Raw genomic sequence first — 14,479 nt, forward strand, 5'->3', positions numbered from 1 at the left:
TTAGGGCAGCTTAAGCCTCGAATACCCGAACTTGCTGCTCAACTTGAGCAAGCATGGCCTGGCAATGTTTTAGGAGTGCTGCGCCACGTTGATAAGCCAAAAGCGTCTCTTCCAAAGAGAATTTGCCTGATTCCATGTCAGAAATCAGCTTTTCCAACTCCTTAACAGCCTGCTCATAACGCAAATTAGGGTCGATTTGTAGCTCAAGACCGGACTTCTGATCTTCAGATTTCTTTGCTGGCATTGGCTTATTTCCTTCAAATTTCTAAGAGATGTAGTCCCATATATTAAAGCGAGATGGGGGTCAGATGGGTATAATCGCTTCCTTCCTTTCCAATATCGATCCGTCGATAGTTGGATTGGTTATTCCGCTTAGCTTCGGCTGACGTTTTCGGGGGTGGGGAGAATGACTAATCTGGCTACCGCGCAGCAGCTTGCGCCGTCCAACTTACAACTGCCGGTTTCGGCCTATTTTGACGTTGATCTCTATCAGCGTGAAATTGAACTGCTTTTTAAGCAGGGGCCAGGCTATGTTGGTCACGAACTCATGGTTTCCGAGATAGGTTCCTACCAAACCTTGGCATCCGAGAATGAGGGCCGCTTATTGGTCCGAAACCAAGTGGGCGTTGAACTCCTCTCCAATGTCTGCCGTCATCGCCAAGCACTCATGCTGAATGGCAAAGGTAGAGCAGACAACATTGTTTGCCCCTTGCATCGCTGGACCTACGATTTAAACGGTCAACTCATGGGCGCACCCCATTTTGAAGATAAGCCCTGCCTCAATCTCGGTAAATCACCTTTGCAAAATTGGCAAGGACTTCTATTTGAAGGTCCACGTGATGTGCGTACCGATCTGGCTAAGCTTGGTGTAGCTGATGATCTCAACTTTGAAGGCTACGTTCTAGACCATGTTGAGGTCCATGAGTGCAATTACAACTGGAAGACTTTTATTGAGGTCTACCTTGAGGACTATCACGTTGTACCGTTTCATCCAGGCTTGGGTAAGTTTGTTTCCTGCGAGGACTTACGCTGGGAATTCGGTGACTGGCACAGCGTGCAGACGGTTGGTATTCACAAGAACTTAGAGAAACCTGGCTCACCCATCTATCAAAAGTGGCATGAGGCAGTGTTGCGCCATCATCAAGGCAAGACACCACGACATGGCGCTATCTGGCTTACCTACTATCCCAATGTGATGGTCGAGTGGTACCCAGGTGTTTTATGTGTTTCTACATTACATCCATTGGGCCCTAATAAAACACGTAATGTGGTGGAATTTTATTACCCAGAAGAAATCGCACTCTTTGAACGAGAATTCGTAGAAGCAGAACGCGCAGCCTATATGGAAACCTGCATTGAGGATGATGAAATTGCAGAGCGCATGGATGCGGGTCGCGCTGCCCTGCTAGCCCGTGGTCAAAATGAAGTGGGGCCATACCAAAGCCCCATGGAAGACGGTATGCAACATTTTCATGAATGGTACCGTCGTGCCATGAACTATCAAGGCGCATAATTCAGTAACCTCCACTTCGCCCCCTATAGGAAGCCATCATGACGCCACTCATTACTGCAAACCAGTTAGAAGAAATGATTAACAGTGGTGAGAATGTATTGGTCTGTGATTGCCGCTTTGATTTAGTCGACCCACTAGCCGGTCGCAAGTCTTATTTAGAAGGCCATATTCCAGGCGCACTGTATGTTGATCTAGACCACAATTTATCTGGTGAAAAGACAGGTAAAAATGGTCGTCACCCACTTCCCACCCCAGAAGCCTGGGCCCAAACCAAATCTCGCCTCGGCATTGACCCAAACACCTTGGTGATTGCCTACGACAATCAGGGTTCTGTATATGCCAGTCGCCTCTGGTGGATGCTCAAAGCTACTGGCCATGCCCATGTTCAAGTCTTAGATGGTGGCCTAGATGCCTGGAATGGCCCCATCGGCACATTGCCACGCGAAGCAAATCCAACAACAACGCCGGTGCCCTCAATGCCTTATGTTGGCTTAGTGACAGTAGAGGAGGTTGTACACAATCTCAAAGCTAAAACAAATCTCATTGTTGATGCTCGTGCAAATGATCGCTTCCATGGTCAAAATGAAACCTTAGATCCTGTTGGCGGACATATTCCCGACGCAGTTAATTACTGCTTCAGAGAAAATCTTTCAAGAAAAAGTTTTAAGGCCCCAGAGCAACTCTTCAAAGACTTTGTAGATCTCTTGGGCTCAACCAAAGCTTCTGACGTCATTCATCAATGTGGCTCCGGAGTGACGGCTTGTCATAACCTTCTAGCTATGGAAATCGCTGGCCTCAAGGGTTCACGTGTTTACGCAGGTAGCTGGAGCGAATGGTGTGCCGACCCAGGCCGACCAGTAGCTCTTTAATGCAAGAGTGAGAGCAGAATGACCAAGCCAACGCCGCCTGCAATCAAAATCGTTTGACGTAAGGACTCAGCCCAATGTGGGCGCCGGTGCATTTGTGGAATCAGATCGCTCACCGCAATATAAATAAAACTACTTGAGGCGATGACCAATAAGTAAGGCATTGCCGTATGAGCCCTCTCCAAAAAGAAGTAAGCCAATACGCCACCCAATACCGCAGCTAAGCCACAAATCAAGTTGTACATCAAAGCACGAGTACGGGTAAATCCAGCATTCAGTAATACGATGAAATCACCAATCTCTTGCGGGATCTCATGAGCAATGATGGCAATCGCAGTAAAGATACCCACCTGGTAATCCGCCATAAAGGCGGCGGCAATCAAGACACCATCAACAAAATTGTGTATGCCATCGCCGACCAAAATCATCCAACCGCTTCTACCTGCGACTTCTGCATCATGACCATGGTGATGATCATGGCCATCCCCTTCGTGATGATGGCTATGACGTAATAAAGAAATTTTCTCGAGCAAGAAAAAGCCCAAGAGGCCTGCAAGCAAGGTAGCAAATAAGAGCTGAGGGTTCACACCCGGCATCGTGAATGCCTCAGGTAATGAATGTAGCAAGGCGGTGGCCAGCAAAATACCTACTGACACACTCACCATGCTATGAACCATCTTTGATAGCAAAGACAAAGAAAAACTTGCGGCAATGAGAACGCTAGTGGTTCCCGCTAGCGCTGTTACCAACAAAATGCTTTGCAGTACTGACATGGGAATTAGGCAACCCCGTTTTGTTTAAACCAGGCAATGCATTTTTCCCAGCCATCTTTTGCAGGACCTTCGCGATAGGTAGCGCGGTAGTCAGCATGGAAAGCATGCGGTGCATCAGGGTAGATTTCAAAACGAGATGCTTTGGCTGCTGGATTTTTGGGGGCTGCTTTTGCAAGCGCTTCACGCATTTGCTCAACACTCTCTAGGGAGATGCCAGTATCAGCGCCGCCATACAAGCCAAGCACTGGTGCCTTGAGCTCAGCAGCAATATCGACTGGATGGCGCGGATTACCCTCTGTTTTTTCACCAATGACGCGGCCGTACCAAGCTACACCAGCCTTAACCTGAGGCAGTGTGGCTGATAGCCAAGTAATACGACCACCCCAGCAAAATCCAGTAACACCAACCTTTTTCAAGTTGCCGCCGTTCTTGCCGGCCCATACTAAAGCTGCCTGTAAGTCATTAAGAACTTGAGTATCACCAGTTGGGGCAACGATATTTTTTTGAATCTCAGCAATAGTGCCGTAAGTGTTCGGATCGCCAGCGCGTGTAAAGAATTCTGGGGCAATGGCCAGGTAACCCAATTTAGCAAAACGTCTAGTAACGTCAGCAATATATTCGTGTACACCAAATATTTCGCTGGCAATAATCACAATCGGCAAATTACCTTTGGCTTTTTCTGGACGAGAAACATAAGCGGGCATCTGAAAACTTCCCACTGGAATCATTTGCTCACCAGCTTTAATACCGTTGAAATCGGTTTCGATCGCTGCGGCCATGACTGGCTCAGAAGCGGCTACAAAACCAATTCCTATAGTGGTTGCTGTAATGGCAGAGGCTTTCATAAAACCTCTTCTATCGCCAGACACCATTTTTGAATTCTGATCTTTTTTTGTTGTCATCTCTTAGTCTCCTAATTTAGTGCGCTTCTTCCCAATTATCGCCAATCCCAATACCCACCACCAGCGGAACCTTCAGCTCAGCTACTTTACACATCAAATCAGGTAGTTTTGCTTGCAAAAGCGCCAGCTCATCCAGTGGCACATCAAATACCAGCTCATCATGAACCTGGAGCAGCATGCGAGTCTTGAGCTGCTCTTTTTCCAACCAGTTTTCGACAGCAATCATAGCCAATTTAATCAAGTCGGCTGCCGTTCCCTGCATTGGCGCATTAATTGCAGCCCGCTCTGCACCCTGGCGGCGAGGACCGCTACTCTTAATTTCTGGGAGCCATAGTCGTCTACCAAAGACCGTTTCAACATAACCATTCTCCCTAGCCTCCAGGCGAGTGCGCTCCATATACTGAGCAACCCCTGGATAACGATCAAAGTATTTGGCAATATAGTTTTGGGCTGCTGAGCGCTCAATACCTAAATTACCGGCTAGACCAAAGGCACTCATGCCATAAATTAATCCAAAGTTAATGACCTTGGCATAGCGACGCTGCTCAGAATTAACGCTCTCGAGCGGCACGCCAAAAATCTCAGCGGCAGTTGCTTGGTGCACATCCTTACCAGCAGCGAATGCAGCCAATAGGTTTTCATCCTCAGCAATGTGCGCCATGATGCGCAATTCAATTTGTGAATAGTCTGCTGAAAGCAACTTACAACCATCAGCCGGAATGAACGCCTCCCGAATTCGACGACCTTCTTCCGTGCGCACAGGAATATTCTGCAAGTTCGGATCGCTTGAAGCCAAACGCCCCGTTACCGCAGTTGCCTGAGAAAAACTCGTGTGAACGCGCCCTGTTTTAGGGTCTGCCATACGTGGGAGCTTCTCGATGTAGGTCGACATCAATTTAGCGAGACTACGGTAATCCAAGATACGCGCAGGCAAGGGATAGTCTTCTGCCAACTTTTGCAGCACTTCCTCATCAGTCGATGGCGCACCGGATGGTGTCTTCTTAATTACAGGGAGCTCTAACTGCCCAAATAAAATCTCTGCGATCTGCTTAGGAGATTGAATATTAAATGGTTGCCCAGCTAGCTTATGAATCTCTCCCTCTAGAGCTAACAGACGTTTGCCAACTTCTTGACCTTGCTGAGATAGCAAGGCAGAGTCAATCCGAATTCCATTACGCTCCATGATGCCCAGAACCCGCATTGCTGGCATCTCGATATCTTCATAAATGTAAAGAAGGCCAGGGCTTGCCTGAATTTGTGGCCACAATACTTGATGTAATCGCAAGGTAATGTCAGCATCTTCTGCGGCGTAGTCGGTGGCGATCTTTAGATCTACTTGATCAAAGCCAATCTGATGGACACCTTTACCGCATACCGCTTCATACTTAATGGTCTTCATGCCAAGATGTCGCTCAGCTAAGTTATCCATGTTGTGCGGCATATGCGATTCAAGCACATAAGATTCCAACATGGTGTCAAAAGCAATGCCGCGCAAAGTAATGTCGTAGTTTGCAAGGATGTGACTGTCGTACTTCAGGTTTTGCCCCACCTTGAGATGGGTAGCGCTTTCTAGCCAGGGCTTCATACGCGCCAAAACCAATTCACGGCTGAGCTGAGCCTCTCCATTGCGATGTGCTACCGGAATGTAACAAGCCTCCCCAGGGGCAACACAAAGCGAGATACCAACTAACTCAGCAGCCAGTGCATCTAAGCTCGTAGTCTCCGTATCAACCGCCGTAAGAGCAGCGCCTTCAATTTTTTTAATCCAACGATCCAGTGTCACTTGATCCACTACACACTCATAGTGTTTTGCAATCGCACCTTGCAGATCCGTTGTTTCTTGCGACAAGGCAGTTGTCGCTTCTGTAGCAGTGGGGCCAAATCTCTTAGCCTCGCTTTTTACATTTTCTTCGGTAGTATTTTTGATGGGGCTACCGGCCAAATCAAAATCTCTAACGGACTCAGGAGTCACACCCCCCAACTGCCTCTCCACATCACGCAACCAAGTCTTAAATGCATAGCGTTCAAATAACTCGCGCAAGAGTGGTGCATCCTCTGGTTTCGCATGCAGGTCATCCAAGCCTGGAAGATGGGGCGATAAATCGCAATCGGTTTTGACGGTAATAAGTTGACGCGCTTGTGGCAGCCACTCCAAACTATTTCGCAAGTTCTCGCCAACAACACCCTTTACTTGGTCAGCGTTTGCTATCAAGTTATCCAAATCACCAAACTCGGCTAACCATTTGTTTGCCGTTTTAGGGCCGGCTTTAGGAACGCCTGGCACGTTGTCAACCGCATCACCAATGATGGAAAGGTAATCTACGATGCGCTCTGGAGGCACTCCGAATTTTTCAATGACGCCATTGATATCCAACCTCTCATTAGTCATCGTATTAATTAAGGTGACAGAAGCGTTCACCAACTGGGCCAAATCTTTATCACCAGTAGAAATAATCGTTTCCCAGCCAGCTTGGGTTGCTTGGCTAGCTAAGGTGGCAATCACATCATCGGCCTCAACCCCAGAAACCATTAATACTGGCCAGCCCAACGCTTTCACCATGGCATGGATTGGCTCAATCTGCTTTACCAAATCTTCAGGCATAGGGGATCGATGCGCCTTGTACTCGGGATACATTTCGTCCCGGAAAGTCTTACCTTTGGCGTCAAAAACACAGGCAATGTGATCAGCCTTGAGTTCTGAGCGAGCCCGGCGCATCATATTTACCATCCCATAGATAGCTCCCGTTGGGTCGCCTGCCCCATTTCTGAGGTCTGGCATGGCATGAAAGGCGCGATAGAGGTAGCTAGAGCCGTCTACCAACAAGAGTCTATGTTTAGTCATACCGCAATCGTACAATCTAGTTGCTAACCGCCTACAGATCAGGATCAAATCCTCCTGAAAAGAGGCCTAAAAAGGTGAAAAATGATGCATGCTTTAACTAACTTACTCCACTCTTCTTTGAGCCAAACCCTTGTTCTGACAAGCTTTTTAGTAGCTTTTGCTTCTTTTGGCCTGAATTTGGCACACGCCCAAAACAATTCTCAAGCGCTGAGCCCCTCCGAGTTACAGCGCATTAATAATCAGCCCTTAGCGCCTCCGGTGAGTGCCTCTCAAGCCACCAGCGCGCCTGAAGGTCGCAAACCGAGCTTTCAACACAAAGAAGCTACCGGCACTGAAATTACTGAATACAAAGATACCAATGCACCCACACAGGTAGATGTGAAGACGCGTTATACCAACTACGAAATGGCCCCTCCGGCAACAGTCATGCCTGGCGTACCAAAAGAAACTGACCTGATCAGCGTACCGAGTATCAGAGTTCCTTTTTAATCTTTACTCATGGCCGTCTTTACTCCCATTGAACTAAGCGATATCTCTACTTGGATCTCGAGGGACTTTGATATTGGGCAGGCCATTGATATTCGTGGAATTCATGGTGGCATTGAGAATTCCAATTTCTTTCTCGACACCGAGAAAGATGGCAAGAAACAAGAATATGTTTTGACTATTTTTGAAAGACTCTCTGCAGAGCAACTTCCGTACTACCTAGAGCTAATGCGCCACTTGGCCAATAAAAGTATTCCCGTACCAAAGCCGCTTGAAAATAAGCGGGGGCAAATTTTATTTACCCTTAAAGGGAAACCCGCAGCTATTGTGAGCAAGCTTCCCGGCCTTTCTAGGCTTGCTCCCGAAGCCAAGCATTGCGCCTTGGTTGGCGAGTATTTAGCGAAAATGCATTTGGCCAGCAGCGACTTTAAGCACACTCAAGAGAATCTTCGCAGTCTTGCTTGGTGGCAAAAAACAGTTCCTCAAGTGTTGTCACACTTAAGTGACACACAAAAAGAATTACTGACTAGCGAGCTCTTAACTCAAGAGCAATTCTTTGCCTCTGAGGCCTATACATCATTGCCACAAGGGGCAAGTCATTGCGACCTCTTTAGGGATAATGTGCTATTTGATCCTCAGGGTGCAAATGATAGCTCTCAAGATCAGCTGGGTGGTTTCTTCGACTTTTATTTCGCTGGAACAGATAAGTGGTTATTTGATTTAGCAGTTACTGCAAATGACTGGTGTCTTGCTGACAATAAACAAGATTTAGATCCTGCTCGCTTCAAGGCGCTGATGGATGCATATCAATCTGTTCGACCACTCACCACTGAAGAACAAACAAGTTGGCCACTCATGTTGCGCGCTGCAGCTCTGCGTTTTTGGATCTCCCGCCTGTGGGATTTTTATTTGCCACGTGATGCGCAAATGCTTACCCCGCACGACCCCCGTCATTTTGAAAATATTCTTTTAAGTCGCAAGGTAATATGAAACTCAATTCCGTTACTCCAAAAGAGGGTTACACCTGGATACGTCAAGGCATTTGGCTTTTTAAACAAAATCCTTTGGGTTTTTTGATGCTGGTATTCATGTACATATTTGCAGCACAACTTGCAGTACTCGTACCCGTGATTGGTATTTTTGCCGTCTTATTACTCACACCTACCTTATCAGTGGGCTTTATGACTGCCTGCCGCCTGGCGATTCAAAAAGAACGCATTCGACCCTCGGTATACGTGATTGCACTGCAATCTACTCCCTTGATTCGCAAACGCATTCTCCAATTGGGTTTGGTCTATGCCGCACTCATACTTGCTCTAAGCTTTATCTTAAGTTTGTTGGTAGATTTTGAGTTGCTCATTCCACTAATGACTAATGACAAGCCCATTACCTCAGAAGCCATCAATCAGATTTATCTGATTCTCTTTTTTGGTGGCCTGCTTTATGTGCCAGTGGCAATGTTGATGTGGTTTTCTCCCGTTCTCGTTGCTTGGGCTGATATGTCTATAGCGCAAGCACTCTTTTCCAGTGCTGTTGCTTGCTGGACTAATCGAGGCGCATTCTTTTTATATCTCGCGATTTGGGGCGCGATCTTAATCGCCATTCCTTTAACGATTGGCTCCATCTTCGATGCTCTCGACTTAGGTCAAGCCGCATCATTTATCGTCGCCCCTATTTCCATGGCGGGTCTCACAGTAATGCACTGCTCTTTCTTCGCCACCTGGAAAGCATGCTTTGCTGAAAAAGAATCAGCTACCTTAATCGCTTAATCGATCGCAGCCAGCTTGGCAATGCTGAGCTGTAGCCATTTAACGCCATGGCGCTTGAAATTCACCTGAGCACGCGCATCAGCGTCATTACCCTCTAGGCCTGTAACGCGCCCTTCACCAAACTTGGTATGGAATACATTTTGCCCAATCGTAAATGGGTAGTTGCCACGAGGTGGCGAGGCCATTCTGGTCACGGCGGTTGAGGCAGAGCCTACTCGGCCAATTTGCCTTGCAGGTCGCTCACGCTCGTTACCGCTATCAAAGAAATCATTCGATCCAAGCTCGCGCTGACGGGTATAACCATCTTGCCAAGTCGACCCAGAGCGGCCACCATTGCCATTGCTAGTACCACCCCAACGAGCATCTTTCACTTTGGGAGTGAGCCACTTCAGTGAATCCGATGGCAACTCTTCCAAGAAGCGAGATGGCATGTTGTAACGAACTTGACCGTGCAACATCCGTGACTGCGTATGGGATAGATAAAGACGTTCTTTTGCGCGAGTAATCGCAACGTACATTAAGCGTCGCTCTTCTTCCAAACCATGCTGCTCATTAATACTGTTCTCATGCGGAAATAATCCCTCTTCTAAGCCAGTAATAAATACAGAGATGAACTCCAAGCCCTTAGCAGAGTGCACCGTCATCAACTGCACAGCGTCTTGGCCTGCCTGAGCTTGATTATCACCGGCTTCAAGTGAAGCATGCGAGAGGAATGCGGCTAATGGTGAGACCTCGACTACGCCAGGCGCATTCTCACCCGGCAGTGTGGCAGCAGTGGCATCTTGACCATAACCTTCTTCCGCAATAAATGCGGTTGCAGCGTTAATTAATTCTTGTAAGTTTTCTACGCGGTCCTGACCTTCGCGCTCTGAGAGATAGTGCTGAATCAGGCCGCTATTTTGAATCACGAATTCCACTGTCTCAGGCAAGGTGTTGTGACGAGTAGCTTCACGCATGTGATCAACGAGGCGTACAAAGCCACCCAAGGAGGCACCAGCTTTGCCGTCTAATGTCGATGCCGCCAAATACAAAGAACTATTTTGTGCACGAGCTGCATCTTGGACAGCCTCAATCGATCTCGCCCCAATACCGCGTGTCGGGAAATTGACTACGCGCGAGAAAGAAGTGTCGTCATTTGGATTTTCTAGCAGACGTAAATACGCTAAGGCATGCTTAATCTCTGCACGCTCGAAGAAGCGAAGTCCACCATACACGCGATACGGAATCGCCGCAGAAAATAAGGCGTGCTCAATAATGCGTGACTGAGCATTACTTCTATAGAGCAGGGCAATTTCAGTACGCTTGATACCGCTACTGACTAAGGCTTTGATTTCATCTACAAGCCATGCAGCTTCAGCGTGATCACTCGGCGCATCATAGATGCGAACAGGCTCGCCATGACCTGCATCAGTACGCAAGTTTTTACCAAGACGATCTGTGTTGTTAGAGATGAGGTAATTAGCGGTATCCAAGATGTGACCATGCGAGCGGTAGTTCTGTTCAAGCTTGACCATCATCGGGTGGTATTGCTTTTCATACAGACGCATGTTCTCAACATCTGCGCCACGGAAAGCATAAATACTTTGATCATCATCACCTACCGCAAACACCGCACTACTTCCCATGCCACTGACATTGACACGACTAGCGTCGTGACCAGAGAGTAATTTGAGCCAAGCGTATTGCAAGGCATTGGTATCTTGGAACTCATCAATCAAGATATGACGGAAACGTTCTTGGTAGTGCGTCCGAATGGACTCGTTATGTTTGAGTAATTCATAACTGCGTAACAAGAGTTCTGCAAAGTCGACTACGCCTTCACGCTGGCACTGCTCGTCATAAGCCTCGTACAACTGGGCCATCTTGGCCTGGAAGTCATCCCCTACCGATAATTCTTTGGCCCGCTGACCACGCTCTTTGGCGTGGGCAATGAAATATTGCAACTGCTTAGGGGGATATTTCTCATCATCGACCTTTAAACCCTTCAAAAGCCGCTTAATGGCAGAAAGCTGATCTTGGGTATCCAAAATCTGAAAAGTGGACGGCAAACCCGCTTCTTTGTGATGCGCACGCAATAAACGGTTGCAAAGACCATGGAAAGTACCGATCCACATGCCTCGGGTGTTAATGGGCAGCATGGCACTCAGACGTAACATCATCTCTTTAGCGGCCTTATTGGTAAAGGTCACCGCCAAGACCCCAATCGGCGAAACCTGGCCTGTTTGGATCAACCAAGCTATACGGGTCGTGAGGACGCGGGTCTTTCCGCTACCAGCGCCAGCCAAAATCAGGGCTGACTGGGCCTGGCCATTTTCATTTACCGGCGGGAGGGTCACTGCCTCGCGTTGTTCTGGATTAAGGTTTGCGAGTAGGTCTGAGTACATCGCCCCAATTATAATTTGCCTCTTATGCCAAATGCTTCGAATACCCCTAATTCACCCGACTCCCCATTAACTAGTTCTTTAGACGAACTAGCCAAATCCTACGAACCCGCCCCGATTGAAGCTTATTGGGGTCCGGAATGGGAACGCCGAGGCATTGCCGACGCCACCCTAGACGAGGGCAAGGGGGATTTCTCGATTCAGCTGCCGCCACCGAATGTGACTGGCACCTTGCATATGGGTCACGCGTTTAATCAAACCATCATGGATGGCTTAGTGCGACATGCGCGCATGTCTGGCAAAAATACCTTGTGGGTTCCAGGTACAGACCATGCTGGTATCGCTACGCAAATTGTCGTTGAGCGTCAACTCGATGCACAGAAGATTTCTCGCCATGATTTAGGTCGTGAGAAATTCTTAGAAAAAGTGTGGGAGTGGAAAGAAACTTCTGGCAACACGATTACCCGGCAGATTCGTCGCCTAGGCGCCTCGATTGACTGGGGTAAAGAATATTTCACGATGGACAGCAAGATGTCCAAAGCGGTTGTAGAAGTATTTGTTCGTTTACATGAGCAAGGATTAATTTACCGCGGTAAACGTTTAGTGAACTGGGATCCAGTTTTAGGAACTGCCGTCTCCGATTTAGAAGTGGTAAGCGAAGAAGAAGATGGCTCGATGTGGCACATCCGCTATCCATTGGCAGATGGCTCCGGACACCTGACCGTTGCTACCACACGCCCAGAGACTTTATTGGGCGACGTAGCCGTCATGGTCAACCCAGAAGACGAGCGCTATAAACACCTTATTGGTAAATCGGTGCAACTTCCGCTGTGCAATCGTGAGATTCCGATCATTGCCGATGACTATGTTGATTTAGCCTTTGGTACTGGTGTAGTTAAAGTAACGCCTGCGCATGACTTCAACGACTACGCCGTTGGACAACGCCATCAATTGCCACTCATCAATATCTTGACTCTCGATGCCAAGGTTAATGAGAATGCACCTGCGGTGTATCAAGGTCTTGAGCGCTTTACTGCCCGCAAACAAATCGTTGCTGACTTAGATGCATCTGGCCTATTAGAAAAAGTGCAGCCACATAAATTAATGGTGCCACGTGGTGATCGTACCCAAACCATTATTGAGCCGATGCTCACTGACCAGTGGTTTGTCGCAGTTTCCAAACCAAGTCCAGATAACCAATATCAACCAGGCTCTTCTATTGCTGGCGCTGCGCTAGATGCAGTCAAAAATGGTGACATCAAACTAGTTCCTGAAAACTGGATTAGCACCTACTCTCAGTGGTTGGAAAATATTCAGGACTGGTGTATCTCACGCCAACTCTGGTGGGGCCATCAAATCCCGGCCTGGTATGGCTATGATGGGCAGATCTTTGTAGCTCGCTCTGAAGAAGAAGCTAAAACTAAGGCTGCTACTGCCGGCTATACCGGCCAACTCACTCGTGACCCTGATGTCTTGGACACTTGGTTTAGCTCCGCGTTGGTGCCATTTAGCTCATTAGGTTGGCCAGAAGAAACGCCTGCCTTAAACCATTTCTTACCGTCATCAGTCTTGGTTACTGGTTTTGACATTATTTTCTTCTGGGTAGCCAGAATGGTCATGATGACATGCCATTTCACTGGCAAGGTACCTTTCCATACCGTATACGTGCACGGCTTAGTCCGTGATGCTGAAGGTCAGAAAATGAGTAAATCCAAAGGCAATACTTTGGATCCCATTGACCTCATTGATGGCATCAAGATTGAAGATCTAGTTGCTAAACGCACAACCGGTTTGATGAATCCCAAGCAAGCTGAAAGCATTGGTAAAAAAACTAAGAAAGAGTTTCCAGAAGGCATTCCTGCATTTGGTACAGATGCTCTGCGCTTCACCTTCGCCTCCCTTGCGTCACTTGGGCGAAATATTAATTTTGACCAGAAGCGCTGTGAAGGCTATCGCAACTTCTGCAACAAACTTTGGAATGCCACTCGTTTTGTTCTCATGAATTGCCCTGGCAATGAGCAAGAGAACGGCTTTGCACCGTGTGACAGCCAATGCGGTCCAGAAGGGCAGCTAGATTTCTCTCCAGCAGATCGATGGATTGTCTCTTTACTACAAAGAACCGAAGCTGATGTTGCTAAAGGCTTCCAAAACTATCGCTTTGACAATATTGCTACGAGCATCTATCAATTTGTTTGGGATGAGTATTGCGATTGGTATCTAGAGTTAGCCAAGGTACAACTCCAAACTGGAACGCCTGCACAACAACGCGCCACTCGTCGTACCCTCTTACGTGTTTTAGAAACCATCTTGCGCATGGCGCATCCACTCATTCCATTCATTACCGAAAGCCTTTGGCAAACTGTTGGACCGAAGGTTGGTAAAGAGCTAGCCAAACAAGATAAGCAAACTATTGCGCTGCAACCATACCCAGTTGCTCAACTCGATAAGATTGACGAGCAAAGCGAAGCTTGGGTCGCCCAGATTAAATCAATTGTGGATGCCTGCCGCAATCTACGTGGCGAGATGCAAGTTTCTCCTGCACTTAAAGTTCCCCTCTGGATTAGTGGCCCGCAAGATTTCTTGAAAAATGCAAGTCCGTACCTGACTGCTTTGGCCAAGCTTTCTGAAGTCAAAATCTACGATGATGAGTCTGCTTTAGAAAAGGATGCCCCTGGCGCACCAATGGCCCTAGTTGGCAATCTGAAGTTATTACTCAAAATTGAAGTGGATGTGGCAGCCGAAAGAATTCGCCTAAGTAAAGAAATCGAGCGCTTAGCTAATGAGATTACCAAAGCACGCAGCAAACTTGGTAACGAAAGCTTTGTAGCTCGCGCCCCAGAAGAGGTGGTTGCCCAAGAAAAACAACGTCTAGCTGGCTTTGAGCAAAACCATGAGAAGCTTGTTGCACAATTAGAACGACTGAAATAAAGCATCAATAAAACTGATC

11 protein-coding genes are annotated in these 14,479 nt (G+C 47.6%); 6 read left to right on the forward strand and 5 right to left on the reverse strand.

Translation table 11 applies throughout. The features are described 5' to 3' along the window. Positions 1-10: 10 nt before the first annotated feature. Complete coding sequence (xseB, locus tag C2758_RS08815; RefSeq protein WP_215308331.1) at positions 11-244, reverse strand: exodeoxyribonuclease VII small subunit; 234 nt, start codon at positions 242-244, stop codon at positions 11-13. A gap of 162 nt (positions 245-406) precedes the next feature. Here xseB and C2758_RS08820 point away from each other — a divergent pair, with 162 nt between their 5' ends. Then, positions 407-1,513: an aromatic ring-hydroxylating dioxygenase subunit alpha gene (locus C2758_RS08820; RefSeq protein WP_215327867.1), complete on the forward strand. Its 1,107-nt coding sequence runs from the start codon at positions 407-409 to the stop codon at positions 1,511-1,513. A gap of 38 nt (positions 1,514-1,551) precedes the next feature. After that, the gene (locus tag C2758_RS08825) at positions 1,552-2,382 is read left to right on the forward strand and encodes a sulfurtransferase (RefSeq protein ID WP_215327868.1); all 831 of its coding nucleotides are present in this window, start codon (positions 1,552-1,554) and stop codon (positions 2,380-2,382) included. On the opposite strand, the gene C2758_RS08830 is transcribed toward C2758_RS08825, so the two are convergent. Genes C2758_RS08830 through polA form a run of 3 tightly spaced genes read right to left on the reverse strand, consistent with a single transcriptional unit; the run spans position 2,379 to position 6,896 of the window. Further along, positions 2,379-3,152, reverse strand: coding sequence for a ZIP family metal transporter (locus tag C2758_RS08830; protein WP_215327870.1), 774 nt, complete (start codon positions 3,150-3,152; stop codon positions 2,379-2,381). The two genes, C2758_RS08825 and C2758_RS08830, sit on opposite strands and share 4 nt — an antisense overlap. Before the next feature lie 5 nt (positions 3,153-3,157). Continuing rightward, the gene (locus C2758_RS08835) at positions 3,158-4,054 is read right to left on the reverse strand and encodes a dienelactone hydrolase family protein (RefSeq protein ID WP_215327871.1); all 897 of its coding nucleotides are present in this window, start codon (positions 4,052-4,054) and stop codon (positions 3,158-3,160) included. Positions 4,055-4,070: 16 nt separating this feature from the next. After that, the gene (gene polA / locus C2758_RS08840; protein ID WP_215327873.1) at positions 4,071-6,896 is read right to left on the reverse strand and encodes a DNA polymerase I; all 2,826 of its coding nucleotides are present in this window, start codon (positions 6,894-6,896) and stop codon (positions 4,071-4,073) included. An 81-nt stretch (positions 6,897-6,977) separates the two neighbouring features. Between polA and C2758_RS08845 the strand changes: the two genes are divergently transcribed. From C2758_RS08845 to C2758_RS08855, 3 genes are read left to right on the forward strand one after another with little or no spacing between them, the layout of a single operon-like run. Then, positions 6,978-7,385, forward strand: a complete 408-nt coding sequence (locus C2758_RS08845) for a hypothetical protein (protein WP_251369188.1) — start codon at positions 6,978-6,980, stop codon at positions 7,383-7,385. A 9-nt stretch (positions 7,386-7,394) separates the two neighbouring features. Beyond that, positions 7,395-8,372, forward strand: coding sequence for a homoserine kinase (locus C2758_RS08850; RefSeq protein ID WP_215327875.1), 978 nt, complete (start codon positions 7,395-7,397; stop codon positions 8,370-8,372). Next, entirely contained in the window at positions 8,369-9,151 is a 783-nt protein-coding gene (locus C2758_RS08855) for a BPSS1780 family membrane protein (RefSeq protein ID WP_215327877.1), read from the forward strand. Before C2758_RS08850 ends, C2758_RS08855 begins: the two co-directional genes overlap by 4 nt. Here C2758_RS08855 and C2758_RS08860 read toward each other — a convergent pair. Then, positions 9,148-11,535 carry a UvrD-helicase domain-containing protein gene (locus C2758_RS08860; RefSeq protein ID WP_215327879.1) on the reverse strand — a complete coding sequence of 796 codons (2,388 nt, stop codon included), beginning with the start codon at positions 11,533-11,535 and terminating at the stop codon, positions 9,148-9,150. The two genes, C2758_RS08855 and C2758_RS08860, sit on opposite strands and share 4 nt — an antisense overlap. Positions 11,536-11,559: 24 nt before the next feature. Between C2758_RS08860 and C2758_RS08865 the strand changes: the two genes are divergently transcribed. Continuing rightward, the gene (locus tag C2758_RS08865) at positions 11,560-14,460 is read left to right on the forward strand and encodes a valine--tRNA ligase (protein ID WP_215327881.1); all 2,901 of its coding nucleotides are present in this window, start codon (positions 11,560-11,562) and stop codon (positions 14,458-14,460) included. Positions 14,461-14,479 lie beyond the last annotated feature (19 nt).

Source organism: Polynucleobacter sp. AP-Sving-400A-A2 (assembly GCF_018688155.1).
Lineage (GTDB): Bacteria > Pseudomonadota > Gammaproteobacteria > Burkholderiales > Burkholderiaceae > Polynucleobacter.